We start from the raw sequence: 23,769 nt of genomic DNA, 5'->3' as shown, positions 1-23,769 counted from the left end.
GGGAGGATATACCGTTCAGCGCGTGATTGATTCGGGAATCGGCCGAGCGCCACGCACCAGTCGTCCTGGTAGGGCGCCGGTGTGCTCGCCCTCCTCGAAGACAACTTCACCCGCGACAACAGTTGCGACATAGCCGGTCGCGGTTTGCATCAACCGACGACCACCGGTTGGCAAGTCGTACAGCACTTCCGGTTGGTCAGCCTGTAGCCGGTCGAAATCGATCACGTTCAGGTCCGCCCGGTACCCCGGCAGTACCTGACCGCGGTCCAGTAGACCAACCACCGCGGCTGTGTCTACGGTGTGCCGCTTGATCAACCACTCGATGGGAAACAATAATTCGGGGTTCCGGTGGTCACGACCCCAGTGCGTGAGCAGTGTTGTCGGAAAGCTTGCGTCGCAGATAGCGCCGCAATGCGCACCACCGTCACCGAGCGCCGGCACGGTATCCGGCCGAGCGAGCATCTCGCGGACGGCATCCAAATTCCCACCCGCGTAGTTGAGCATCGGGAAATACAGCAGACCACGACCGTCTTGCGCCATCATCGCATCGTAGGCAACCTCGACCGGCGACACACCGGAACGCTCAGCAAGCGCAGCGACCGAATCATTCGGTCCCGGTTCGTAGTTGGGCGGGTCGCCGAGAAGGTAGACGCTCTCGAACTTGGTCGAGAGTCTCTGCACGAACTCACTGTCCGTTACCGGATTCTCCGCCAGAAGAGCCGCTTTGACCTCGGGGCGAGACAGCTGCACCACTCTCTCCTCACGAGAAAGATCCGCGAGCGCCTCGTAGCTGGGATACGCCATGAACGGATGCCAGCTCAGCTCCCAGCCGAGCATGACTCCGACAGCTCTCGGTGCCACCTGGCCGGTGATCGGAATATTCTGTTGCGCAGAGACTTCCGCCAGCCCATCCAGCAGCGACCGCCACTTGTCCGGCGCCCGGTCGCTCTGGACGATGGACACGGACATCGGCCGCTGCGCTGCCTCGACTATGGCGCTGACAAACTCCATCTCCTCAGGTTCGTCCATGAAATCGGAGATGAAGTCGATGACACCGGCCCCCGCCTTCGCCAGACCATGTGCCAGCCCGGTCAACTCCTCCCGAGACGCCGTCAGACTGGGCGTCGGCTCGCCGGCAGACGTCTTGTGCACCGCAGACCGCGACGTCGACCAACCGAGCGCACCAGCCTCGACTGCCTCGGCAACAAGGTCACGCATCCGGTCCATTTCAGCGTCGGTCGGCCGGGCCAGATGGTCACCTCCGCGCTCCCCCATTACATACGTGCGAAGTGCGCCGTGTGGCAGTTGCGCGGCAAAGTCGATGGCATGCGGCGTATCGATCGCGTCGAGATAGTCGGGAAAAGACTCCCAGTTCCAGCTCATCCCTTCAGCGAGAACACTTCCGGGAATGTCCTCAACGCCTTCCATCAAGCTGATCAGCCAGTCGCGCTGCTCGGGTTTGACGGGTGCAAAGCCAACTCCACAGTTACCCATCACCACGGTGGTGACGCCGTGCAACGACGACGGTGTCAACAACGTGTCCCACGTGACCTGTCCGTCGTAATGCGTGTGGATGTCGACAAAACCGGGGGTGACAAGCTTTCCGGACGCGTCGATCTCACGACGCCCTGCCTGGGGTACCTCACCGACGACGGTGATCGTGCCGCCGTCGACAGCCACGTCTGCCCGCCGCGGCACGCTGCCCGTTCCGTCCACAACGGTCCCACCGCGAATCACCAGATCATGCATGGTCTACTGCCTCCGTCGAATCGGACTGCTGGGCAACGCCTTCGAACAAACGCGCTGTTGCTGCTGCGACTGCGGCAGCGGCCGCTGCCGCAGCCGCCGATACAGCCGTGAACTGGAGAAATCCGTGCGGCAGGCTTGGGAGGTGCTGCACCTCGACGGGCACCCCGGAACCGCGCAGCCGCTCGGCATATTCGAGGCCCTCGTCCAGCAACGGATCGTGTCCACCGACAACTACGACGGCCGGCGGCAGCCCGGACAGGTCCGCTGCGCGAATCGGTGCAAGATCGGGCGAGGTCCGGGCGTCCACGTCGGGGCAGTAATGATCGAGAAACCATCCCATCTCCCGTGCACCGAGGAACACTCCTGAGTTGGCGACGTAGGAATCCCGCGTCAGATCGGCGTCCACCACCGGATAGATGAGGACCTGCCCCAGAAGGTTGACGGCGTCATCGGACCGCATCAATTGCGCGCTCACCGCTGCGAGATTGCCGCCGGCGCTGTCACCCGTGACGACAATCCGTGGATCCAGCCCTTCGGATTCTGAAGCGACCCAGCGCAGCACCGTCAACGCATCATCAACGGCGGCCGGGAACGGGTGTTCCGGTGCCAGCCGGTAATCCACGCTCACTACCGGGACGCCAGCAGTCACGGCGAGCAGCCGGCACATCGGGTCCGCGTAATCGAAATCCCCGGTGACCCAACCGCCGCCATGGAAATGCACGACGGTACCGGCGTGTGTCTCGTCCACCGGCCGGTAGATCCGCACCGAAACCCCGTCACCTACTGCATGCGTTTCGATCGACGCCACCTCGGGCCCAGGTGCGCAGGCCTGCAGCGCACCTCGTATCCGCTCACGCGCATCCGCTGGAGACAGCTCAACCATCGGCGGAAGCCCTGCCCCCGACGCCGCGTCCGCGACGGCCTGAAATGCCGGATCCAACGCACTTCGCTCCTGCACACCACTTGTCATGAACTAGAATCTAACTCTAGTCTGTGAATATGACAACGGTCACATCAAAATCGCGAGTCGGCGTGCGGCTGTGTTTACGAGCGTCGAACGCCGCCTTCGCTCAGACCGTGCCGTTCAACGAAAAAATCATGTCGACAGTGCGATCGAGCAGTCGATGAACCTCGGCGGCTTCCTGACGTCCCAATCCGAAAAGTACCAACTGATGAGTCAACACAGCGGTCACAATCGACACGATGTCCGCAGCGTCGCCCGCGGGCAGATCGGCAAGTTGCGCGCGATACGAGATCAGCACCTGGTCGGAGAATTCGGCAAAGATCTCGGACACAATCGGATCCGTCGACTGACGGAGTGTGCTTTGCAAACGAAGAAAACTCGGATACTCCTCGAACCGACGGACCGAGTGGTGCAAGCGCACCCGTATCCGTTCAGCGGGCGGGCGGGACGTATCAACCGGGTTTCCGTGCTTGATCGGATCCGTCGCCGACCAGTCTCGCAACACCGCCGCATACAGGTGCTCCTTGGACGTGAAATACCGATATACAGTTCCGAGCGCAACACCGGAACCCTCTGCAACATCCCGGATTTGGATGCGCTCGAACTCGTCCGCAACCAACAACTCGCCGGCGACATCGATGATGTGTTGGCGCCGCGCCTGTTGACCTTTGGGCAACGACGCAGGATCCAATTGCGCCGGCCTGTCGTTGGGCCCTGCGTCCACGTTTGCATTCCTCCCGTTACATCCGAACAGCGTGCGGCGTACTCACAGCCTGCACTGATGCTACTGGCACATCCCTTCGTCCCCGCCCCTCACCGTGAATCGAGGCAGTCCCCATGCTGAACAACCCTCCGCAGACTCCAGATTGCGACGCAATTGTCGTGGGCGCCGGATTCGCCGGCCTCTATGCGCTGCATAGCCTTCGGCAACGAGGCCTCTCCGTTCGAGGGTTCGAAGCAGGTAGCAGCGTCGGCGGAACCTGGTTCTGGAACCGCTACCCCGGCGCCCGGTGCGATGTCGACAGCGCCGACTACTCGTATTCGTTCGACGACGACCTTCAGCAGGAATGGATCTGGACAGAACGCTTCCCCGCGCAGCCTGAGATTCTCTCGTATCTCGAGCACGTCGCCGATCGATTCGACCTGCGCAAGGAGATCACATTCGGAACTCGTGTGACATCAGCCGATTTCGACGAAACGGCGGGATTGTGGACGATCACGACCGACGACGGAGATTCCGTCACCGGTCGGTGGGTCGTCATGGCAACCGGTGCACTCTCATCCGCGCGAATGCCAGAATTAGCCGGCCAGCAGGATTTCCGCGGCGTGGTCCATCACACCGGACACTGGCCGTCTCAGGGCGTCGAGTTCACGGGTAAGCGCGTGGGCGTCATCGGTACCGGATCGTCCGGGGTACAGGCGATCCCGCTCATCGCCGAGCAGGCCGAACACCTCACCGTGTTCCAGCGGACCCCGGGATTTGTCATCCCAGCGCGCAACCGGCCACTCGGACCCGACGAACTCGACGAGATCAAGGCCGACTACCCCACCCGCCGCCAGAACCTGCGTGAATCCCACGGTGGCTGGATTCTCCCGCCGCCCGTCGGACTGGCACTCGAAACCGCACCGGAAGTCCGTGACAAGGAATACGAGAGCCGCTGGGCCGGCGGCGGAATCGCCTTCCAGAACACCTTCGGCGACATCATGATCAGCGTCGACGCCAACGAGACCGCCGCTGAATTCGTACGATCGAAGATCCGCGATACAGTCGAAGATCCCACTACGGCAGAGGCACTGTGCCCCAAGGGGTATCCATTGGGTTCGAAGCGGTTGTGCATCGGAACCGACTATTACGAGACTTTCAACCGCGACAACGTCACGCTGGCGGACCTCCGCGCCGCACCGATCGAGCACATTGTGCCCGAGGGAATCCAGACCTCAGCGGGACTGCACGAACTCGACATGATCGTCTACGCCACGGGATTCGACGCCATGACCGGCGCGTTGAACGCCATCGACATCCGCGGGCGAGATGGCATAGCACTACGCGAGACCTGGGCGGCTGGGCCACGCACGTATCTCGGCGTTGCGGTTGCGGGCTTCCCCAACATGTTTGTCCTCACCGGACCAGGCAGCCCCTCGGTCTTGTCCAACGTCGTGGTCTCGATCGAACAGCACGTCGAGTGGGTAGTGGACTACATCGACCATATGCGCCGCGTCGGCACGCAGTTCGCCGAAGCTACCCATGCCGCTCAAGAGCAGTGGGTAGACCACGTGACCTCCATTGCCGCGGATAGTCTCTATATGCAAGCGGATTCGTGGTATCTCGGCGCCAATGTTCCCGGCAAACCGAGAATTTTCATGCCATATCTCGGCGGCGTCGGAAACTATCGAAACCTCTGTACTCAAATCGCCGCCGACAATTACCGCGGGTTCACAACCACCCCCGAACTCGCGTAGCTGTGTATAGCGACGGCGCTACGTCCTGAATTGCTTGCTCACCGAGGCTGGACGTGTTCGTCCAGAAACTGCTGGGTCATGTCGGCAATCTCGGACGCGTTTGCGTGAAACAGGTAGTGGTGGCCGTCCAATATTTCGACCCGCTGAATCGACGGGTTGGTAATTGCCGCGCGGTGCGACGACTCCCATTCCGGGTCGGCTGTGAGTGACGACGACGCGAGAATAGACATGGCCGGCATAGTCGGAGGCAAGGTAGCGCCCTCGACGCCTCGTACATTCTCAGCTTCGTGCGCGGTCTCGGCGAGCATCGTTGAATTCAATACCCACGAGTAGGAACGCAAATAGAGTTCTTGCTGCTCAGGGGTATATTCGGCGGCGTCGCCGAGACTTTCTCGGTAGTCGGCCGCGAGCCCCAGGTAATCGGTATTCATATCCAAGTAGATCAAGTCCCGTACCCCGCCGAGCGCCGTGACCGTAGACATCCAGCCCGGCCACTCCGGCGCACCTTCGGCAAGTTCGGACGTATATCGCTCGTCGTCGACTCCTACTACCGCGGCCACCTCGTCAGGATGGTTGGTAACCCACCACATCGCGTACAGACCGGAAAGGGAATGCGGCATAAGAACATAGGGTCCGTTCAACCCCAGGGCACTCAGCGCAGAACGGGTCTCGTCGACGATTGCTTCGCTGGTTCGCGGTGCGTCTGTGCCGTCACTGAGTCCCAACCCGAAGTTTTCGACGGTAACCACCGTGTTCGCCTCAGCGAGGCGTCGTGCGAGGGGCGCAAAATCGAGGATCGGCTCAGGTGTACCCAGACCTGGCATGAGGACGATGGTACGTGGGCCGGAGCCTTGAATCGCAACGCTCATCCGATGTCCGTCCACCTCGACGTAACGGTGCGAGGGACCGATCAGCGCCTCGATGGCTTGCTTGTCCCGTGGAGTTTGCCACCGATGATTGATGGTCGAGATCGCAACAGCACCAACAACTATCGCGAGCACGGAGACGCAGATCCATCGCACCACGCGAAGGAATCGCCGCCGCGGCTTACGGCCCGTCGAATCACCGACCTGCTCCTGCGATTGCGGCTCGACGACAATTGGATCAGTTCCCCTGGTGTCCCCCACACGACTAACCTAGCCGACGCCGCTTCTGGAGATCAGGCAGAAGGCAATTGTCGGAATTTGCCGTCAACCGGGCAGCGTTTCTCCGCCGATCGGCGCAAGCACCTCCCCGGAGTAATAAGACGACATAGTTTCCGAGGCAAAGAACACGTACGAGGGTGCGATCTCGTCCGGCTGGGCTGCCCGCCCGTACGGTGCCTGTTGACCAAAAGACTCCACCTTGTCCTTGTCCAATGTCGCCGGTATCAGCGGCGTCCATACCGGGCCAGGGGCAACACAATTGACGCGAATCGATCGCTCACGCAACGACTGGGACAGTGAGTACGTCAGCGCAATGACGGCCCCCTTGGTCGCCGAGTAGTCGATCAAGCTCTTATTTCCGCGCAGGCCGTTGATCGACGCCGTGTTGATGATCGACCCACCGCCTCTCAGATGGGGAACCGCTGCCTTGCTGACGTGGAAATAGCTGTCGATGTTCACCGCGAAGGTCCGACGCCACTGCTCGTCCGACAGCTCGACGAAGTCATCGACAGGTTGTTGGTAGGCAACATTGTTGACGAGGATATTCAAGCCTCCCAGCACGTCCACCGTCTGCCCGACCACATCATTGCAGTGGTACGGATCCGCGAGGTCGCCCCGCATCAGATGACACTTTCTGCCTTGATGCGCAACAAGTGCGGCGGTGTGATGGGCGTCGGCGTCTTCCTCGAGATAGGCAATCGCGACATCGGCTCCTTCCTTGGCAAATGCAACAGCCACAGCCCTTCCGATACCGGAATCGCCACCTGTGATCAACGCACGCTTGCCGTCGAGCAGGCCCCGCCCGACGTAACCGTTCATCTCGTCGCGGGGTTTTTCACTCATGTCGCCGGTGTGCCCGGGGTATTCGATTCGCTCGCGCGGATGCTCACTCATCACAAGCCCCTCTCGTTGTGCTGCTGTTCGCGCTGCCAGCGATCAGCTACCCGGCGAGTCCAACACTGAAACCCGAAACCCACCTCAGGGTTGGCGAACGGAGTATTGGGGAACACGACCGGCATGATCGATCCTTTTGCGTTGGCGTACAACACCCCGTCGGGTACCGGGCCCGATCCGGTTCCGCCGAACCCCGTGCCTGAACCAATCCCGCCAGCGCCGGAACCCGTACCGCCGACGCCACCGCCGGTACCCCCGACTCCAACGCCGCCCAACCCCTATCCACCGGACCCGATTCCCCAGATCCCGTAAACGACGCATCTCTAGGAGTAATCGCGCAAGACCAGTCGACAGATCTCCTCCACATTGCGCAGCGCCTCTGGATAGCCGATGCGACCAGTGGTCCACAAGATCAACGAATTAAGCATCACACTGCCAATGGAAAGCGACGCCAGACGAGCCAACTCAGCCGGGACTCCGTCCATCAGTCCGAAAATCACCGAGCGGTTGGCGGCGGCTCGCTCGTCCATCGTGTCCCGAACGTAAGGGTCGTCCGACGTCTGCATGTCGACCTCGAGCCGCGCAAAGTGGGGCCGGCGGTGGAATGCCTTCATCTGGCGGCGATACAGGTCGAGGACTCGATCAAGGACTGAGTCGTGGCCGCCATACCGCGCACGTCCACTCGCTTGTTCACGTGCAAGCCGATCGGCGAGGATGTCGTTCCACGCAACTATCGACGCCGCCAAGAGTTGCTGTTTGGCCGGGAAATAGCGGTACACCGTTCCGAGCGCGACGCCCGACCGTTCGGAAACCTCGCGCATCTGGACCTTGTCCGGGCTCATATCGGCGAGCATCTCGATAACAGTGTCGGTGAGCGCCTTACGACGTTCGAGCTGGGACGTCGTCATGTCGTCTGGGTTCAGCGGAAAGGCGACAGATGCATCGGTCACCGTGCGATCACTCCTTCAACTTCAGAACCTTGCGGGCGTTCAGATGCAGGAACTTCGGCCACACATCCTCGTTGAACGGCACATGCGGCATGTCTGCGAAGATGCGGTCCAACGTCAAGCCGGCCGGAAAGTAGCCCGCATAGATGATCTTGTCGGCGCCACGCGAGTTTGCGTAATCGACTATCGCCTTGGGGTAGTGCTTCGGCGCGAAAGCCGACGTCGAGTAGTACAAGTTCGGCCACTTCAGCATCAGCTTGACTGCCAATTCCTCCCACGGTTCACAGCCGTGCCTGGTGACGAACACCAAATCGGGGAAATCGAACATCACGTCGTCGATGAGTTCCACATGCTGCACAGCAGATTTCAATCGCGGCCCCGCGATACCGGCGCACGCAAAGATCGGGATATCGAGTTCGACGCACTTCGCGTAGATCGGATACATCTGGGGCGCGTTGAGAGCCACCTGCGGAAAGGTGCCAGCGGCAAACGAACTCACCGATCTGATGCCAAATTCCTCGTACTCACGCGTCATTGTCGACAGGGTGCCCATGATGTCGTTGGGGTCCACAGCGGAGCCTTGTGGCACAAAACGGTCGGGGAACCGTTGCACTGCAGTCCTACCCGACTCTGTCGCCACGGTAACCATACCGATCTCGATACCGTGCTTGTCCATCTCACGCAACGTCACCGACACCGGGTCGTCGGTGGGCAATTCCTTGGGCACACCTTTGAACATGTACTCGGCCGGAAACTCGAACGACTCCCGACTTTCCCGGTCCTTGGTCTGCTTGGTGATGAAGTCGTACTCGTGCCCACCGGCTTCACGGAAGCCAATGAGAGTGTCGATGATCGGAATGTCCTCGTACGACGCCATACTTGCGACTCCTCCGCCGTCGGTTCACCTACCAAATCGAATTCGAGAAATGAAACTGTGTTCTATCTATTAGTGAGCCTCAGAGTAGAGCTTGGTCGCGTAGATGTCCATCGCCGCCGGATCACGAAATATACAGATAATATGCTGATTCGGATGCCGGTGATACATCATGTTCTGACCGACCAGCGCATCGCGCATTTGCAAAGACCTGAAATATTGTTCTAGATCATGGACGCCACGCCTGAGTGAGTCATCCTGCCCGGACGCCTTTACCCGACACACCAGCCTCGGGTGCGGTCATATGTGCCCGTTGAGGCAACAGGAGCGGGGCGGCAAGTAGGAGAAGGCCTGCCATCGTGATCCCGGCCAGCGGACTGGTGAGTGTCGCGAGCACGCCCCACACCAACATGAGCGTCGCCTGGGCGAGTTTGCTGCTGACGCTCCATGTGGTGAGGACCTGCGCGGCGTGATCGGCAGAAGTGCGCTGCAAGCGTTCGGTCGCATTAATGGGATTGAAGATGCCCATACACGTGATCAACAGGCCCTCAACGATAATCACCGTGATAAGTCCGGCGACGCCGGGTTGGGTGAACGCGAGGCCGAGCGGGAAGATCGAGCGCAGCCAACCGGAGACGATCATAACGCGGTAGCGCCCGTACCGAGCGACGAGTGGCGCGGAAAGGCGGGCACCCGCGAAACCCCCGAGTGCTGGGATGCCGAACGCAAGACCGTATTGCCAAGCGGGGAAATGGTATTGACCGAGAAGGAGGACGGCCAGGAGGGGGCTGGTTGCCATGATCAGGCCACTGACTATCACGGAATTGAGAAACAGACGTTGTAGGACGCGGTCGGCGTGAATGTGCCGCCAGCCGTTCAACAGGTCAGTGGCGCGCACTCTGGTGGGCGCGCCTCCAGGCGCCTCGACGTCGTCGCCACGAATGCGGAGAACCCCGAGAGCGGACAGCAGAAAGCTGAAGGCGTCGGCCGCGACTGTGACGACTGGACCGAGCAGTCCGATGAGCGCGCCGCCAAGGGGCGGCCCCGCCGCGGTTGCCACCCAACTCGTGCCTTCAAATCTTCCGTTTGCGACAAGGAGGTGATCGCTGCGAACGACATGTTTCAGATATGCGCCCGAAGCGGCAGAGAAGACGATACCTGCGGTTCCGGAGACAACCGAGACAACCAGCAGTTGCCCATAGGTCAGGATGTCGAAGAAATACGCGATCGGAATACTCGCCATTGCGAAGAATCGGGCCAGGTCCGTCGCGATCATCACCGGCCGTTTTGCCCTGCGCTCGACCCACGGCCCGAGCGGGAACGCAACGATCGCGGCAACGGCAAGTCCCGCCGATCCCAGGAGCGCGACTGCAAATGCCGATGAGTGCAGCACTTGCACAGCAATGAGGGCGAACGCTCCGAAGGCAAGCCACGTGCCGTAGGTGCTGATGGCGTAGGCCGTCCACAGCCAGCCGAAACTGCGCCCCAAGTCCACCCGCATACAACTCCCCTTTGCAACGCCGACGTCGGCATGAATCACACCAGCTGTACCGACGCACGATCAAACAACCGACAGTCGGCGAGCCACAACGATCAGTTGTGCATGAATAGGCTGGGTGAATGGATACCGAAGCAGTGCGATCATTCGTACGGGCGGCAGAGCTCGGACAGCTGCAACATGCAGCCAACGAGCTGGGTGTGACACAACAAGCCGTCTCGAAGCGTATCGCCGCCCTGGAACGCGAGCTGGAAGTTCGGTTGTTCACCCGTACCGCCCGCGGAGTCGAGCTGACGCTTGATGGTCAAGCATTTCTCCCGCATGCGCGGGACATCGTCACTGGAGTCGAGCGCGCCATCACTGCAGTCCGACCAGGTTCGCGGGCACTTCGAATCGACGTTCTCGGCCTGCGTAGCGCGCAGGCCGTAATTCTGCACGATTACTGGCGGTCACATCCCGAGATCAATCTCGACGTAGTGACTCTCAGAGTCAACGACCCGCGCGTAGCCGTCGCCGCCGTCGAAGCGGGCGAGATCGACGCCACGTTCCGCACCGTGACAGATCCGACGATGTTGCCGCACGACGTGCGCACGATTCACGCTTTCGATTCCCCATTGGAACTCCTTGTCGGACCACGACATCCACTTGCCTCCTCGCGAACACTGACGCCACCTCAGCTGCGCCGGCATCGGATCTGGGTACCGGGTATCGCGCCCCGCACCGAATGGGGTGAGTTCTACGATCAGCTCGCCACCGAATTCGACTTACGCATCGACGCCACCGGCCCGCACTTCGGCGACGAAGTCCTTCTCGAGACCCTCGCGGACTCCGCGGACGTGGCCACTCTCGTCGGTGCGCGCGACCGCTACATCTGGCCGACTAACTACGACCTGCGCCGCATACCGATCGTGAATCCAACTCTCGCATATCCGCTTTCGCTCATTCTCCGCACCGCGAATCCACACCCTTCACTAGCGGCGATCATCAAGCACTTCGGAAACCTGACACCGCTCCCGGAAGCGGTATGGCGTCCATCCTGGGCAACGTCGGCGCCGCAATGACTGCGATCCTAGTGCGCCACGGCTACCTCGAAGTCACGCACGAAGGCGTCGAAAACACTGCGACGTTGCTCCGGCGGTCCACGAAGTATCGCGGAGGGATGAATCGTCGCAAACACGGCCGGGTCGCGCGAAACCGGAATGTCATCACCAAGATGCAGTTCCTCCTGGCGATGTGCGGCGTTGCTGATGTAGACCGTATCCATCTCGATCTGCGCGGAATCGAGCGCCTGGTGCAAGATTTTGCCTGCCGCCCCGACAAAGGGCTTGCCCGCACGGTCCTCCTGGCCCCCGGGCTGTTCACCGACCAGCATGACCGTCACAGAACGCCTTCCTTGTCCGAGGACAGTCTGCTGCGCCGCATGGAAAACCTGACACCCACGACAGTCGGCTGACGCCGCTCTCAGCGTAGAAAATACTACGACTGTCCGGTACAAACTCCTGTGCCCCGATTGCTCTCGGTGCTCGATTGTCGGCGACCATGGTTTCGTATTCCCCTGAACAGCAACAACAATCATCACTCCGAAAGCGTGTCGTAATGGCACCAATCGGTGGTTTTTCACACCTGGCGACGGGTACACCGAAAGCGAACACATCCCAACTCGGTAGGAGAGCACCGCCATGCCTCGCAAGGGATCCGATCCCCATCTCAAAGACCAGGAACTGTACGAGGACCTGCGCGACAAGGGCGAATCCAAGGAGAAAGCCGCACGAATATCGAACGCCGCTGCCAGTCGCGGGCGTGGAAACGTCGGCAGAAAGGGCGGTGAGGCAGAGAACTACGAGGACCGCACGGTGACGGAACTGAAAAAGCGCGCCAAGGAAATCGGGCTGTCCGGCTACTCCTCGATGAAGAAGAGCGAACTGATCGATTCGCTCCGCAACCACTGACAGTGCGAACGGTACCCAATCCCATGGCAACTACGACATCGCGGGAGTCCCAAATCGCTGTTGGAAAAATTCAGTGGCATCGGACCGGTCGGCGCCGACAAACTTGCCTCTCTAGTCGGCAGCAACGAGACCGCACGCCTCGCAGCAGCGTTGATCCGGGCATCTCTCGACGATGAACTTCGCGAGAAGGTCCTGCAGTGATCCAGACTTCGAGGCGTTGACTTCGATATTGTGCCCGCGTTGACTGGATAGCGAGGACTTGTCGCCTTATATGCACTCCGATGTGATCGTTCCGGAGTTCGATCACGAAGTCGAGAGGACGGTCATGACAAATAATGCACCCGGTGAGCATCTCTCCGAGGAACCTCAATCCGAGCGAGGCGAACCTGGCTCTCGCGATACCGGTTCGAACGAGCCTGGCGGCGGACCCGTCGACCGGCCGGAAGGATCGTTCGATCACGAGGAGACCATCTCTACCTCGGACACCGACGACTCCGATTCAGCGTCCGAGTAAGCCGGCCTGAAAATAGCCCGACAGCCGACCTCTGATTCAGGCCACCCCCACTACCCTCAGCACCGCCGTCGTCGCAGCTGCGCCCACCACAATCACCACGAATGGTGCACGGCGCCAAATCAGTACGCCTGCGACAGCAACACCGAGCACCCGCGCCCACCCGGCAAAACCGTCACCGGAGTACACGGTCTGCGTAGCGGCCAGCGATACCAACAGTGCGGTTGCGCCCAACCCGAGCATGCGTACCGCCCCCGGACTGAGATGAATTCGATCCCGCAACAGTGGGCCGGAAATACGAAAGCCAAAGGTTCCCAAGGCAATCAGGCCGATGATCCACCAACTCATCGGTTACGGCCCGCAGCGATCAAACCGAGCAAGCCGGCGATGACGCCGAGACCGGCAGGCAACACGGGCGTCAGAACCACCGCAATGGCCGCCCCCAGCAACGCAACCCGGCGGTCGAGCCGGTCTCGCCACGCTCCGGCGGTGAGCGCCAGCAGTGCTGCCGGAAATGCCGCGTCGATACCGAGCGCGTTGGGATCGCCCAGAAGATTGCCGCCGACTGCGCCGATCGCGGTACCGATATTCCACGCAAGAAACAGCGTGATTCCCGCAGCGAAGAACGTCTTGCGGGCACGAGCCACGTCACCGTGCGACGCAAGCTCCGCTGTGGTGAAAGCCGTGGCTTCGTCGGTCATCAGGTGCGCGCCGAAGATGCGTGAGCGCCAACTCCCCCGCAGAACGTCGGCAAGCACCAATCCGTACGGCAGGTGACGCGCGTTGAGAAGCAGCCCACCAAAAACGACAGCGGCGGGGGCTGCACCTGCAACCACCGCCGCCACCACGAGAAACTGAGCTCCGCCCGCGTAGACGATGCCCGACAGAGCAATAACCTGCGGCAACGACACCCCCGCCGCTACCGCAACCGCTCCGAACGAGGCACCGACCAACGCCATCGCCAATCCCAACGGGAGTAGAGCCGCAAGGGATTGACGATCAGGCACCAAGTCAGATTACCGCCCTGGAAAAAATCACCAACCGCGCTCGGCGAGACGATGTCCGACGGGCAGGTCGTCGACGTTGATGCCGACCATTGCTTCGCCCAGACCGCGAGAAACCTTGGCCAGCACGTCCGGGTCGTCGAAGAACGTCGTGGCCTTGACGATGGCCTCGGCACGCTGCTGCGGGTTACCGGACTTGAAGATGCCCGATCCGACAAACACGCCCTCGGCGCCGAGCTGCATCATCATCGCGGCGTCGGCCGGGGTGGCGATGCCACCGGCGGTGAACATGGTGACGGGAAGCTTGCCGGCCTTGGCAACCTCGACGACGAGCTCGTACGGAGCCTGCAATTCCTTTGCCGCGACGTACAGCTCGTCCTCGCTGAGCGAGGTGAGACGACGGATCTCCGCGCGGATGGTGCGCATGTGGGTGGTGGCGTTGGAGACGTCTCCGGTGCCGGCTTCACCCTTGGAGCGGATCATGGCCGCACCTTCGTTGATACGACGCAGTGCTTCACCGAGGTTGGTAGCACCACAAACGAAAGGAGCCGTGAACTTCCACTTGTCGATGTGGTTGGCGTAGTCGGCCGGGGTGAGAACTTCGGACTCGTCGATGTAGTCGACGCCGAGGCTCTGCAGGATCTGCGCTTCGACGAAGTGGCCGATACGCGCCTTCGCCATGACGGGGATGCTGACGGTGGAGATGATGCTGTCGATCATGTCCGGATCGCTCATACGCGAGACGCCGCCCTGGGCGCGAATGTCTGCGGGGACGCGCTCGAGTGCCATGACAGCTACAGCGCCGGCGTCTTCGGCGATCTTGGCCTGCTCGGCGGTGACCACGTCCATGATCACACCACCCTTGAGCATCTCGGCCATACCGCGCTTGACGCGTGCGGTGCCAACGGCAGTGGTGGGGGCGGAATCGGGGGTGCTCACAGCAAACTCCTGCAATAGTGGCGTGATGATCGAACCCCAGAACTGTAGAACGAACCGGCCTTTGATTCCGTAGCCAATTTGCCATTGCTGGCCTTAAATGCGATCAGCGGATCGAGCGTACTTCCGGATCTTCGGTGCCATCAGCGACGGTCGCAGCTTCTGCCAGCAGGTTTGCCAAATCGAGCGGATACACCGGCTCCCCAGCCTTTGTCAGTTCACGAATGACGTCAGCGCTGCACCACCGGTAGCCGGAAATCGCACGTTGTTCCAATTCGGTGTGGCCCTTGAACACCGGAGTGAAGCCAGAGGTACGAGTGGTGAAGAACAATTCCTCCGAGCGGATCAATTCGCCGTCGAACGGGAAGATCGCGACGCGGCGCCACAGCGGTCCACGGAGGTCTTCCGGCGCGATCGTCAACCCTGTTTCCTCGGCCACCTCACGAACTGCAGCGGCCCGAATTTGTTCGCCACGCTCGATTCCCCCGCCGACGGTGAACCAGAACTGCCGGTCCGGGATCTTCGGATCGTGGCCGCGCAGAAGCAGCACGCGGTTTTGTCGATCGAGCAGCACCACTCGTGCGGACGTCCGAGCCGTATCCACGGTAATGCCCTCGGGAACTGCGGCCGCGGTGGTCCGTTCGGTGATCTCGAAATACTGTGGCAGCGGCGCGGTTCCACCCAGGTGAAGCCAACGGACCAACCTACGGGTTCGCAACGCGAGGGTGTCACGGACAGCGTCGTTGTGGAACCGCCGAGCGATCAGTACCCGAGCCTCCGCGTCAGCCAGCTCCGCAACCAACTGCGGCCGCAGCGACGTCGTTCCATATGCGGCAAGCGCATTGGAGAGTCGGTTCTCCGCCAGCTCACGGTCCTGCCGATCGGCACGTTCGGCAGCATCCGCCAGCTTCACGAACCGTCGAGCATCCTCGGCACTCATGTCGACCGCCGCAGCGCGAACCACAGCGGCCCGACGCGACAACGCCGCATCGAGCGCCAGCCACGACTGATCCGACCGGACGTGCAAGCGGTCCAACCGGTTTGCCGTTGCGTACGCCCAGAGCCCGATGACCAGAACAACCGCAGCGATGAGCCCGAGGACAAAAATTGTCAGTGCAGAAAAAGTCACGATCCCACCACATGCACGCCGGCGCCGCCCACGGTCACGGTCTCGTAGACCCGCAGGATCTGTTCGGCCACAACAGGCCAGTCGTATTCGGCAACCACCGCGGTCGCAGTATTGACCAAAGCTCTACGACGGTCAGGATCACCGAGAACCGAATCGATAGCCACGGCAAGTGCGTCGGAATCCCCGATCGGAACCAACAATCCGGCCTGTCCGTCGCGAAGCACCCGGCGGAAGGCGTCGAGTTCACTGGCCACGACTGCGGTCCCCGCTGCCATCGCCTCCACCAGCACGATCCCGAAGCTCTCCCCACCGAGGTTGGGTGCGCAGTACACGTCGGCACTACGCAACGCCGACGCTTTCTCCTCGTCACTGACCTGACCGAGCAGACGCAAGTGGCGGGAGTACCGACCGGCTTCCTTACGAAGCTTGTCCTCGTCGCCGCGCCCGACGACAATGACCTCGAGGTTCGGATGACGCTCGACCAGCGCGGGCAATGCACCCAACAGCACCGCCATCCCCTTGCGCGGTTCGTCGTAGCGACCGAGGAACAAAATGGTTCCACCTTCGCGCGGATAGCCCGGCAGAAGTTCCGCCCCCGCAAACGCAGCAACGTCGACGCCGTTCGGGATCTCGACGGCGTCGGATCCCAGGGACTCGACCTGCCACCGACGGGCCAACTCCGAGACAGCGATGCGGCCACTGATCTTTTCGAGGTAGGGAGCTAACACGCCTTGGAAAGTGCTCAGTACCAACGACTTCGTGGTCGACGTATGGAACGTCGCGACAATCGGCCCCTCCGCAATGCGCAACGCGAGCATCGACAGACTGGGCGCGTTCGGCTCGTGAATGTGCAGAACGTCGAAGTCACCTTCGGCGATGAACTTACGCAAACGCGCATTCGCGGTAGGCCCGAAGGACAACCGCGCGACGGAACCGTTGTACGGAATCGCAACGGCTTTGCCTGCCGAGACGACGAACTCGGGCAGTTCGTCGTCATCCGACGACGGCGCCAACACACTGACCTTGTGCCCGCGCTCGATCAACACCTCGGCCAGATCCACCACATGCGCTTGCACCCCACCGGGTACGTCGAACGAATACGGGCAGATCATGCCGATTTTCATTCACCCTCCATGCGGGCAAGCCGCGATTCGGAAAGGTCGGAACGCCAGAGTGGTTGAAGCATGTGCCAATCCGCCGGGTGCGCTGCGATGTTGATCGCAAACTGGTCGGCTAGCGCCTGAGTGGCCGGGCCGACGCCTTCGGACACGTCGATCGGCGGATCGATCTTGAATCCCCAACCGTCGTCGGTGAACCAGCAGTGCACCGGCAACAAGGCCGCTCCGGTGTCGATGGCAAGCTTTGCGGGGCCGGCCGGCATGCGAGTGGGTTCGCCGAAGAACGTCACCGGCACGCCCTTTTTCGCCAGGTCGCGCTCCCCCAGCAGGCACACAATTTTGTTCTCGTGCAGATCTTTCGACAGTTCGACGAACGGTGGATGCTCCCCGCCGCTCAGCGGGAAGATCTCGAAGCCGAGGCTCTCGCGATACTCCACAAATCGCTCGTACAGCGATTCCGGCTTCAACCGCTCCGCAACCGAGGTCAATCCACCCCACTGCTGAACACACCACACGCCGGCCATGTCCCAGTTGCCGCTGTGCGGCAAGGCCAACACAGCGCCCTTGCCGTCTGCCATTGCCTTCTCGAGGTACTCCTGACCCTCGACCAGATCGCTCAGTGCCTTGCCCGTCACCGCCAAATCCATCGACGGCAATCGGAACGCCTCACGCCAATACCTCGCGTACGAGCGCATCGACTCCTTGATCAGCTGATCCGGAACCTCAGCCGGCGTCGTTCCGAGAACTCTGGCCAGGTTCTTGCGCAGTTGTTCTGGACCACCTTTGCGCACTGCAAAATCCGCGCCGGCGTCAAAAAGCTTGACCGCGACGGACTCCGGCAGACTGCGAACCAGTCTCCACCCGGCGGCGTAACCCAAATCGGTAGCGCGCTCGGCAACACTCACTTGTCGGACTCACCTTCGGTGTCGGATGCAGCCGGTGCGATCGGTAGAAGCTCCCGTGCACCAGGCGAATTCCGCACCGCAAGCACACGCTGGAAAACAGTCACGATACTGCCCGCGGCAAGGACCCACATGGCGATGTGGATCGCCCACGGCAATCCGAGGCCGGTGAGGCCGGAACCGACCAAGACGATGACCAGACGATCCGGACGCTCGATCCAACCGCCATCAGCCGTCAGACCGCTCGCCTCGGCTCTGGCCTTCGCGTAAGAAATGACCTGGCTGGTAACCAAACAGATCAGTGTTGCCACCAGGAGCCACTTGTTGTTCTCGTGGTAGACGGCCCACCAGGCCAGGCCCGCAAAGATCGCACCGTCGGCAACACGGTCACACGTGGCGTCGAGAACCGCGCCATAGCGTGTTCCGCCGCCACGGGCGCGAGCCATCGCACCGTCCAGCATGTCGAACATGACAAAGAACCAGATGAAGATGGTTCCCCAGAACAGATGACCGGACGGGAACAGTGTCACGGCGCCGGCGATGCTCGCGACCGTGCCGATGATCGTGACCGCATCGGGCGTCAATCCGGTCTTGATCAGAGCTTGGCCCATCGGTGCCGTCACCTTGGACACCGATGCGCGTCCGAAGAAGCTCAACACCTCTGGAAACCTCCACCTCGTGAGTCCCGAAGCGGGACCCGTCGAATCAACTCGGTTCGCTCACTCTTGCCAAGCACGAGCGAGTAATCCCCTGGTCTCGCGCAACAACTGCGGCATCACTTTCACACCACCCAAGACAGTGATGAAGTTGGCGTCGCCACCCCAACGCGGAACCACATGCTGGTGAAGGTGCTCGGACAGCGATCCACCCGCGGCAGCGCCGAGGTTGAGACCCACGTTGAAACCGTGCGGGTTGGACACACTCTTGATGACCCGCAGCGCGCGTTGCGTGAACGCCATCAACTCGGCGCTTTCCTCAGGCGTCAGGTCCTCGAGTGCCGCGACCTTGCGGTACGGCACCACCATCAGATGGCCGGGGTTGTACGGGTACAGGTTCAGGACCGCGTACACATGCTCACCGCGGGCGACGATCAACCCTTCTTCGTCCGACATCTTGGGAATGTCGATGAACGGTTCACCGGTCGTGCCGGGCGTGTTGGGCGCCTCCGTGATGTACGACATCCGGTGGGGCGACCAGATCCGCTGAAGATGGTCTGGATCACCGACACCCTGATCGATCAACGAACCTGGACCGTCGCTACCGGGCATACTCATGGCGCCACGCTTGGCTGAACCAGTTCCGCAGTCGGAGAAGCATTTTCGCGTCGAGCGATCCACTCCGTGATGATCCGAACCGCGTCGTCGGTGGGAATGCCGTTGATCTGAGTTCCATCACGGAAGCGGAAGCTGACGGCGCCTGCCTCGACGTCGCGCTCACCGGCGAGCAACATGAACGGAACCTTCTGCGTGGTGTGGTTGCGGATCTTCTTCTGCATCCGGTCGTCGCTGAAATCGACCTCGGCTCGAACGCCGGCCGCCTTGAGCTTCTTGGTGACGTCGAAGAGATGATCGACAAACGCCTCGGCGACCGGGATGCCGACAACCTGCACCGGCGCGAGCCACGCCGGGAACGCGCCCGCGTAATGCTCGGTCAGTACACCGAAGAATCGTTCGATCGAACCGAAGAGCGCACGGTGGATCATGACCGGCCGGGTCTTGACGCCGTCACTGCCGGTGTATTCGAGGTCGAAGCGCTCAGGCAGGTTGAAGTCGAGCTGAATGGTCGACATCTGCCACGTGCGGCCCAGCGCGTCCTTGACCTGAACGGAAATCTTGGGGCCGTAGAACGCGGCTCCACCCGGGTCCGGCACCAAAGTCAGACCGGATGCTTCGCCGACCTCGGCGAGTGTTGCGGTCGCCTCTTCCCAGACGTCGTCGTTACCGACGAACTTGTCCGGGTTCTTGGTGGAGAGCTCCAGATAGAAATCGTCGAGACCGTAATCCTTGAGCAAATTCAGCACGAACTGCAGCGTGGTGGTGAGCTCGTCGCGCATCTGCTCGCGGGTGCAGTAGATATGCGCATCATCCTGAGTCATGCCGCGCACGCGTGTCAGACCGTGGACGACGCCGGACTTCTCATAGCGGTACACGGAGCCGAATTCGAAGAGCCGCAACGGCAATTCGCGGTACGAGCGACCACGTGCACGGAAGATCAGGTTGTGCATCGGGCAGTTCATCGGCTTGAGGTAGTAATCCTGGCCCGGCTTGCGCACGGTGCCGTCCTCGTTCAGTTCCGCGTCGATGTGCATCGCGGGGAACATGCCGTCGCGGTACCAGTCGAGGTGACCCGAAACCTCGTACAGATGCCCCTTGGTGATGTGCGGGGTGTTGACGAACTCGTAGCCGGCCTCGATATGGCGGCTGCGCGAGTAGTTCTCCATCTCGGTGCGGATGATTCCGCCCTTGGGATGGAAGACCGGCAGACCGGAGCCCAACTCGTCCGGGAAGCTGAAGAGGTCGAGTTCACTACCGAGTTTGCGGTGATCGCGGCGCTCGGCCTCGGCCAAGATCTCCAAGTACTCATCCTGAGCCTCGGTGGATTCCCATGCGGTGCCGTAGACGCGCTGCAGGTCGGCATTGTCCTGGTTGCCGCGCCAGTAGGCAGCGGAGCTTCGGGTCAACTTGAAGGCCGGGATGTGCTTGGTGGTCGGGATGTGGGGACCACGGCACAGGTCGGACCAGATGGTGTCGCCGGTCCGCGGATCAAGGTTGTCGTAGATGGTCAGTTCATTGCCACCGACCTCCATGATCTCCGGATCGTCGATGCCCGACTTGTCGTTGATGAGCTCGAGCTTGAACGGCTCGTCTGCCAATTCGACGCGAGCGTCTTCGATGGAATCGACCACGCGGCGGGAGAATCGCTGCGATCCCTTGATGATCTGCTTCATCCGCTTTTCGAGCTTGGCCAGATCCTCCGGGGTGAAGGGACGATCGACAGCAAAGTCGTAGTAGAAACCGTCGGTGATCGGCGGACCGATACCCAGCTTCGCGTCGGGGAATTCCTTCTGCACTGCCTGCGCCAAGACGTGCGCGGCCGAGTGGCGGATCACGCTGCGGCCGTCCTCGGTGGACGCGGCTACAGGCTCAACCTCGACGTCGACCTCCGGGGTCCACGACAGATCCTTGAGCGTTCCCTCGCTGTCACGAACGACGACAATGACGTCCGGTCCCTTCGAGGGATATCCGGCCTCACGCACTGCAGTCCCGGCGGTCGTCCCCGCGGGCACCCGAAGTGGGGCGGCTGAGTGCTCTGGCGCGGGACTGGTCACGGCGATGTGCTCCTAATGTATTGCGGCAAGTAAGACGTGCATCGCACCCACAGCGAGCACGTGCACGATCATGTTATCTACCCTGCCGACCCGACGAGTCAACCGACTGAAGTTAACAAGCCACTTTCACCTCAGAGTGGCGACTCGAGCCAGGAGTAGTCGAGGCCAACCCAAGTCCCGATCAGGCCGAAGGTGCCCAGAAGCCACAATGTTGCAACGACGACCACTGTGGTGAACAGAACGCCGATTCCCTTGACGAACAGGGACTGTTTGCCGAACCACGTCATGAAACGGTCGTACCGTGCCTTGGCAAAATGCAGCAGTCGATGCGCCCAGGCAAACTCCGACGCCAGGATTCCGAGGCCGGCAAAGACGATAAGCCAGCCAGGTCCGGGATAAGGGATGGCCAGTACACCGGCCGCCAATACGACGAGACCGACAAAACCAACCGCGATTCGATACGCGAGATTCAAGCTCGGGCGGGCAGCTATGTGCGCGCGCCACCTCGACCAGCGGGACTCAGCTTCGTGGATACGAGACTCGGCTTCGCGAAAGAGCGTCAGGTCGGAGTCGTCGACGGGAGGGTCGACCTTTTTGGTAGTCAACTTCCCTCACCTGTTTCCATAGAAGAGCACGTCTTTGCGACCCAGGTTACCGAAATCTCGAGTGCGCCCGGATTGGCACGTCGGGCGCAGAAACGACTGAAGGCGTCCCCGATCTCTCGGGAACGCCTTCAGTCTGTACTTGTGGTCCCGGCTGGGATCGAACCAGCGACCTTCCGCGTGTGAAGCGGACGCTCTCCCACTGAGCCACGGGACCTTACGAACTATTCGAACGCATGCGCTCGAACGAGTTGGAACATTAACACGCTCGCCCGCCGAACACGAATCACCAGGTTGGCATTCATTCTCCTCCCAGAACGCCCAATTTCACCCATTTAAGAACTTCACGAACGCACTCGACCGACCCGTAACATCGCAATTTTGAGCGATTCCACTACCGAAACGCCTACTGAGCTGGTGATTTGTATGAATCCGACACCGTCGGCTAATGTTTTCAACGCACCGAGGAGAGCAACCAACTCCCCAAGCAACACGGTGCAATGCGGACGTGGCGCAGCTGGTAGCGCACAACCTTGCCAAGGTTGGGGTCGCGGGTTCGAATCCCGTCGTCCGCTCGAGAGGTGTAACTCAACCTTTTACGGTGGAGTGGCCGAGTGGTGAGGCAACGGCCTGCAAAGCCGTGCACACGGGTTCGATTCCCGTCTCCACCTCGCGCGATTAGCTCAGCGGGAGAGCGCTTCCCTGACACGGAAGAGGTCACTGGTTCAATCCCAGTATCGCGCACCACGTCAGGCCCTCGGGCCTGATGGTCAAGACTCGCTTGCGGGTCTGATAGGTTAGACACGCACTGAGCGCCGGTAACGGAGTTCAATGCACATGCGGACGTGGCGCAGCTGGTAGCGCACAACCTTGCCAAGGTTGGGGTCGCGGGTTCGAATCCCGTCGTCCGCTCCATTTTCATCTCCAGACCCGCGCGATTAGCTCAGCGGGAGAGCGCTTCCCTGACACGGAAGAGGTCACTGGTTCAATCCCAGTATCGCGCACCACGGAAATACCCAGAAAGCCGGAATCCTTACGGGATTCCGGCTTTCTGCGTTGTGCACTAAGACTTGCTGCACCACTCACGCTGATACAGAATCCCGACAAGTGTTCCCGTATCAGCGTGAGCGAGCAGTAAAGGCGACGCTTCAGTTCGAGAAACGGTTTGCTGCCGACGTCATCGCGCGCAGTGACGACTCTGTTGCCGACTCACCGATGCCCATAGCCCAATTTCGACGACCATTGCACTCCGTGAAAATGAAGGTGGCTGTGCGGTGGCCGATCTGGTGCTGGTGAAATGACAGGATCTCCAGCGCGATTCCTGCGTCGTGCAGCATCGACGTCATCGCAGAAATTGCTCCGGTTGCGGTGGCGGAGGCCGTCGCGATGCGCTCCCCCAAACCGAGAGTTGCTTCGTACGTCCAGCGACCGGGCGCAATCTTCTCGCTCGACCATGCGCCCAGACGGATCGGGCCACTCATTGCCGCATACGTCGATTCGAATTCGTTCCACGACATCTCAGCGCATTCGGCACGCAGGCCGGCAGGCAAGGATTTTCCGTGACGCGCAGCAAAAGGATCGCTGGCAAAGGAAGAAGAGGAATCAGAAGCGAAGGCGAAGTTGTAAGTCATTGTCGTGGTCTTCCTGAAATGAAGTGGAGGACCAACTGGTAGCACGACGACCCGCAGCGGGGGGTCGGTCCGATTCAGACCCCGCTACGGCGGTGTACTACGAGAATGCGCTTCATGTGAGTGAGGCT

The 23,769-nt window shown here is 61.2% G+C and carries 25 protein-coding genes and 6 tRNA genes; 10 read left to right on the top strand and 21 right to left on the bottom strand.

The window, feature by feature from the left end:
- Nucleotides 1–15 precede the first annotated feature (15 nt).
- The 3 genes from C7T36_RS20940 to C7T36_RS20930 form a co-directional block, all read right to left on the bottom strand.
- Nucleotides 16–1,749, bottom strand: coding sequence for an amidohydrolase family protein (locus C7T36_RS20940; protein WP_045067495.1), 1,734 nt, complete (start codon nucleotides 1,747–1,749; stop codon nucleotides 16–18).
- Nucleotides 1,742–2,719, bottom strand: a complete 978-nt coding sequence (locus C7T36_RS20935) for an alpha/beta hydrolase (protein ID WP_239654720.1) — start codon at nucleotides 2,717–2,719, stop codon at nucleotides 1,742–1,744. The genes C7T36_RS20940 and C7T36_RS20935 overlap by 8 nt, the downstream gene beginning before the upstream one ends.
- 100 nt (nucleotides 2,720–2,819) lie before the next feature.
- Nucleotides 2,820–3,437 carry a TetR/AcrR family transcriptional regulator gene (locus C7T36_RS20930; protein ID WP_045067492.1) on the bottom strand — a complete coding sequence of 206 codons (618 nt, stop codon included), beginning with the start codon at nucleotides 3,435–3,437 and terminating at the stop codon, nucleotides 2,820–2,822.
- A 113-nt stretch (nucleotides 3,438–3,550) separates the two neighbouring features.
- Between C7T36_RS20930 and C7T36_RS20925 the strand changes: the two genes are divergently transcribed.
- Nucleotides 3,551–5,173, top strand: a complete 1,623-nt coding sequence (locus tag C7T36_RS20925) for an NAD(P)/FAD-dependent oxidoreductase (protein WP_052683519.1) — start codon at nucleotides 3,551–3,553, stop codon at nucleotides 5,171–5,173.
- Nucleotides 5,174–5,211: 38 nt separating this feature from the next.
- Here the strand turns inward: C7T36_RS20925 and C7T36_RS20920 are convergent, their stop codons facing one another.
- The 5 genes from C7T36_RS20920 to C7T36_RS20895 all read right to left on the bottom strand — a co-directional run bounded on the left by C7T36_RS20920 (nucleotide 5,212) and on the right by C7T36_RS20895 (nucleotide 10,534).
- Nucleotides 5,212–6,300: an alpha/beta fold hydrolase gene (locus C7T36_RS20920; RefSeq protein ID WP_230590163.1), complete on the bottom strand. Its 1,089-nt coding sequence runs from the start codon at nucleotides 6,298–6,300 to the stop codon at nucleotides 5,212–5,214.
- Nucleotides 6,301–6,363: 63 nt separating this feature from the next.
- Nucleotides 6,364–7,212 carry an SDR family oxidoreductase gene (locus C7T36_RS20915; protein ID WP_045067491.1) on the bottom strand — a complete coding sequence of 283 codons (849 nt, stop codon included), beginning with the start codon at nucleotides 7,210–7,212 and terminating at the stop codon, nucleotides 6,364–6,366.
- A 323-nt stretch (nucleotides 7,213–7,535) separates the two neighbouring features.
- Nucleotides 7,536–8,120: a TetR family transcriptional regulator gene (locus C7T36_RS20905; RefSeq protein WP_084702864.1), complete on the bottom strand. Its 585-nt coding sequence runs from the start codon at nucleotides 8,118–8,120 to the stop codon at nucleotides 7,536–7,538.
- A 49-nt stretch (nucleotides 8,121–8,169) separates the two neighbouring features.
- Nucleotides 8,170–9,036: an amidohydrolase family protein gene (locus C7T36_RS20900; RefSeq protein WP_045067489.1), complete on the bottom strand. Its 867-nt coding sequence runs from the start codon at nucleotides 9,034–9,036 to the stop codon at nucleotides 8,170–8,172.
- A 250-nt stretch (nucleotides 9,037–9,286) separates the two neighbouring features.
- Complete coding sequence (locus C7T36_RS20895) at nucleotides 9,287–10,534, bottom strand: MFS transporter (protein WP_045067488.1); 1,248 nt, start codon at nucleotides 10,532–10,534, stop codon at nucleotides 9,287–9,289.
- Between the two features lie 119 nt (nucleotides 10,535–10,653).
- Between C7T36_RS20895 and C7T36_RS20890 the strand changes: the two genes are divergently transcribed.
- Nucleotides 10,654–11,592 (top strand): LysR family transcriptional regulator, encoded by a 939-nt coding sequence (locus C7T36_RS20890; RefSeq protein WP_045067486.1) that lies wholly within the window; start codon nucleotides 10,654–10,656, stop codon nucleotides 11,590–11,592.
- An 8-nt stretch (nucleotides 11,593–11,600) separates the two neighbouring features.
- On the opposite strand, the gene C7T36_RS30610 is transcribed toward C7T36_RS20890, so the two are convergent.
- Nucleotides 11,601–11,903 carry a uracil-DNA glycosylase family protein gene (locus C7T36_RS30610; protein ID WP_239654749.1) on the bottom strand — a complete coding sequence of 101 codons (303 nt, stop codon included), beginning with the start codon at nucleotides 11,901–11,903 and terminating at the stop codon, nucleotides 11,601–11,603.
- A gap of 307 nt (nucleotides 11,904–12,210) precedes the next feature.
- Here C7T36_RS30610 and C7T36_RS20880 point away from each other — a divergent pair, with 307 nt between their 5' ends.
- From C7T36_RS20880 to C7T36_RS20875, 3 genes are all read left to right on the top strand, one after another.
- Nucleotides 12,211–12,480 (top strand): Rho termination factor N-terminal domain-containing protein, encoded by a 270-nt coding sequence (locus tag C7T36_RS20880; protein ID WP_045067483.1) that lies wholly within the window; start codon nucleotides 12,211–12,213, stop codon nucleotides 12,478–12,480.
- A gap of 60 nt (nucleotides 12,481–12,540) precedes the next feature.
- The gene (locus C7T36_RS30205) at nucleotides 12,541–12,681 is read left to right on the top strand and encodes a hypothetical protein (RefSeq protein WP_162487743.1); all 141 of its coding nucleotides are present in this window, start codon (nucleotides 12,541–12,543) and stop codon (nucleotides 12,679–12,681) included.
- A gap of 124 nt (nucleotides 12,682–12,805) precedes the next feature.
- Nucleotides 12,806–12,994 (top strand): hypothetical protein, encoded by a 189-nt coding sequence (locus C7T36_RS20875; RefSeq protein ID WP_045067969.1) that lies wholly within the window; start codon nucleotides 12,806–12,808, stop codon nucleotides 12,992–12,994.
- A 36-nt stretch (nucleotides 12,995–13,030) separates the two neighbouring features.
- On the opposite strand, the gene C7T36_RS20870 is transcribed toward C7T36_RS20875, so the two are convergent.
- The 11 genes from C7T36_RS20870 to C7T36_RS20820 form a co-directional block, all read right to left on the bottom strand.
- On the bottom strand, nucleotides 13,031–13,339 hold the full coding sequence (locus tag C7T36_RS20870) for an AzlD domain-containing protein (protein ID WP_045067480.1): 309 nt from the start codon (nucleotides 13,337–13,339) through the stop codon (nucleotides 13,031–13,033).
- A complete protein-coding gene (locus C7T36_RS20865) occupies nucleotides 13,336–13,998 on the bottom strand; it encodes an AzlC family ABC transporter permease (RefSeq protein WP_239654719.1) in 663 nt (220 codons plus the stop codon). Before C7T36_RS20865 ends, C7T36_RS20870 begins: the two co-directional genes overlap by 4 nt.
- Nucleotides 13,999–14,025: 27 nt before the next feature.
- Nucleotides 14,026–14,934 (bottom strand): pyridoxal 5'-phosphate synthase lyase subunit PdxS, encoded by a 909-nt coding sequence (pdxS, locus tag C7T36_RS20860; protein WP_033234706.1) that lies wholly within the window; start codon nucleotides 14,932–14,934, stop codon nucleotides 14,026–14,028.
- Nucleotides 14,935–15,037: 103 nt separating this feature from the next.
- The gene (locus C7T36_RS20855) at nucleotides 15,038–16,060 is read right to left on the bottom strand and encodes an NUDIX domain-containing protein (RefSeq protein WP_033234707.1); all 1,023 of its coding nucleotides are present in this window, start codon (nucleotides 16,058–16,060) and stop codon (nucleotides 15,038–15,040) included.
- Nucleotides 16,057–17,184 (bottom strand): glycosyltransferase family 4 protein, encoded by a 1,128-nt coding sequence (locus tag C7T36_RS20850; RefSeq protein WP_045067477.1) that lies wholly within the window; start codon nucleotides 17,182–17,184, stop codon nucleotides 16,057–16,059. The genes C7T36_RS20855 and C7T36_RS20850 overlap by 4 nt, the downstream gene beginning before the upstream one ends.
- The gene (locus C7T36_RS20845; protein ID WP_033234709.1) at nucleotides 17,181–18,083 is read right to left on the bottom strand and encodes a phosphatidylinositol mannoside acyltransferase; all 903 of its coding nucleotides are present in this window, start codon (nucleotides 18,081–18,083) and stop codon (nucleotides 17,181–17,183) included. Before C7T36_RS20845 ends, C7T36_RS20850 begins: the two co-directional genes overlap by 4 nt.
- Entirely contained in the window at nucleotides 18,080–18,739 is a 660-nt protein-coding gene (gene pgsA / locus C7T36_RS20840; RefSeq protein WP_033234710.1) for a phosphatidylinositol phosphate synthase, read from the bottom strand. Before pgsA ends, C7T36_RS20845 begins: the two co-directional genes overlap by 4 nt.
- Nucleotides 18,740–18,799: 60 nt before the next feature.
- A complete protein-coding gene (locus C7T36_RS20835) occupies nucleotides 18,800–19,354 on the bottom strand; it encodes an HIT domain-containing protein (protein WP_080711748.1) in 555 nt (184 codons plus the stop codon).
- Nucleotides 19,351–21,408: a threonine--tRNA ligase gene (gene thrS, locus C7T36_RS20830; protein WP_045067474.1), complete on the bottom strand. Its 2,058-nt coding sequence runs from the start codon at nucleotides 21,406–21,408 to the stop codon at nucleotides 19,351–19,353. Before thrS ends, C7T36_RS20835 begins: the two co-directional genes overlap by 4 nt.
- A 131-nt stretch (nucleotides 21,409–21,539) precedes the next feature.
- Nucleotides 21,540–21,941 (bottom strand): TIGR02611 family protein, encoded by a 402-nt coding sequence (locus C7T36_RS20825; protein ID WP_165826376.1) that lies wholly within the window; start codon nucleotides 21,939–21,941, stop codon nucleotides 21,540–21,542.
- 214 nt (nucleotides 21,942–22,155) lie between these two features.
- A tRNA-Val gene (locus C7T36_RS20820) sits at nucleotides 22,156–22,227 on the bottom strand.
- 285 nt (nucleotides 22,228–22,512) lie between these two features.
- Between C7T36_RS20820 and C7T36_RS20815 the strand changes: the two genes are divergently transcribed.
- The 5 genes from C7T36_RS20815 to C7T36_RS20795 all read left to right on the top strand — a co-directional run bounded on the left by C7T36_RS20815 (nucleotide 22,513) and on the right by C7T36_RS20795 (nucleotide 23,017).
- Nucleotides 22,513–22,585, top strand: a tRNA-Gly gene (locus C7T36_RS20815).
- Nucleotides 22,586–22,610: 25 nt separating this feature from the next.
- A tRNA-Cys gene (locus C7T36_RS20810) sits at nucleotides 22,611–22,681 on the top strand.
- Nucleotide 22,682: 1 nt separating this feature from the next.
- A tRNA-Val gene (locus tag C7T36_RS20805) sits at nucleotides 22,683–22,757 on the top strand.
- Nucleotides 22,758–22,849: 92 nt separating this feature from the next.
- Nucleotides 22,850–22,925: transfer RNA gene (locus C7T36_RS20800), tRNA-Gly, on the top strand.
- 17 nt (nucleotides 22,926–22,942) lie between these two features.
- Nucleotides 22,943–23,017 (top strand) — tRNA-Val (locus C7T36_RS20795).
- A gap of 141 nt (nucleotides 23,018–23,158) precedes the next feature.
- Here the strand turns inward: C7T36_RS20795 and C7T36_RS20790 are convergent.
- Nucleotides 23,159–23,641 (bottom strand): alpha-isopropylmalate synthase regulatory domain-containing protein, encoded by a 483-nt coding sequence (locus C7T36_RS20790; protein WP_045067473.1) that lies wholly within the window; start codon nucleotides 23,639–23,641, stop codon nucleotides 23,159–23,161.
- Between the last annotated feature and the right edge of the window lie 128 nt (nucleotides 23,642–23,769).

It is taken from the genome of Rhodococcus sp. AD45-ID (assembly GCF_003023755.1).
GTDB classification, from domain to species: Bacteria; Actinomycetota; Actinomycetes; order Mycobacteriales; family Mycobacteriaceae; genus Rhodococcus_F; species Rhodococcus_F globerula.
The sequence above is the reverse complement of the archived record's forward strand: the minus strand, read 5'-3'. Positions and strand labels throughout refer to the sequence as shown.

Excerpts from the sequence above, each read along its gene's own strand:
- C7T36_RS20940 (WP_045067495.1), bottom strand. The coding sequence starts at position 1,749 with ATGCATGATCTGGTGATTCGCGGTGGGACCGTTGTGGACGGAACGGGC.
- C7T36_RS20935 (WP_239654720.1), bottom strand. The coding sequence starts at position 2,719 with ATGACAAGTGGTGTGCAGGAGCGAAGTGCGTTGGATCCGGCATTTCAG.
- C7T36_RS20925 (WP_052683519.1), top strand. The coding sequence starts at position 3,551 with ATGCTGAACAACCCTCCGCAGACTCCAGATTGCGACGCAATTGTCGTG.
- C7T36_RS20915 (WP_045067491.1), bottom strand. The coding sequence starts at position 7,212 with ATGAGTGAGCATCCGCGCGAGCGAATCGAATACCCCGGGCACACCGGC.
- C7T36_RS20905 (WP_084702864.1), bottom strand. The coding sequence starts at position 8,120 with ATGACGACGTCCCAGCTCGAACGTCGTAAGGCGCTCACCGACACTGTT.
- C7T36_RS20900 (WP_045067489.1), bottom strand. The coding sequence starts at position 9,036 with ATGGCGTCGTACGAGGACATTCCGATCATCGACACTCTCATTGGCTTC.
- C7T36_RS20895 (WP_045067488.1), bottom strand. The coding sequence starts at position 10,534 with ATGCGGGTGGACTTGGGGCGCAGTTTCGGCTGGCTGTGGACGGCCTAC.
- C7T36_RS20890 (WP_045067486.1), top strand. The coding sequence starts at position 10,654 with ATGGATACCGAAGCAGTGCGATCATTCGTACGGGCGGCAGAGCTCGGA.
- C7T36_RS30610 (WP_239654749.1), bottom strand. The coding sequence starts at position 11,903 with ATGCTGGTCGGTGAACAGCCCGGGGGCCAGGAGGACCGTGCGGGCAAG.
- C7T36_RS20880 (WP_045067483.1), top strand. The coding sequence starts at position 12,211 with ATGCCTCGCAAGGGATCCGATCCCCATCTCAAAGACCAGGAACTGTAC.
- C7T36_RS20875 (WP_045067969.1), top strand. The coding sequence starts at position 12,806 with ATGACAAATAATGCACCCGGTGAGCATCTCTCCGAGGAACCTCAATCC.
- C7T36_RS20870 (WP_045067480.1), bottom strand. The coding sequence starts at position 13,339 with ATGAGTTGGTGGATCATCGGCCTGATTGCCTTGGGAACCTTTGGCTTT.
- C7T36_RS20850 (WP_045067477.1), bottom strand. The coding sequence starts at position 17,184 with ATGAAAATCGGCATGATCTGCCCGTATTCGTTCGACGTACCCGGTGGG.
- C7T36_RS20835 (WP_080711748.1), bottom strand. The coding sequence starts at position 19,354 with ATGAGTATGCCCGGTAGCGACGGTCCAGGTTCGTTGATCGATCAGGGT.
- C7T36_RS20790 (WP_045067473.1), bottom strand. The coding sequence starts at position 23,641 with ATGACTTACAACTTCGCCTTCGCTTCTGATTCCTCTTCTTCCTTTGCC.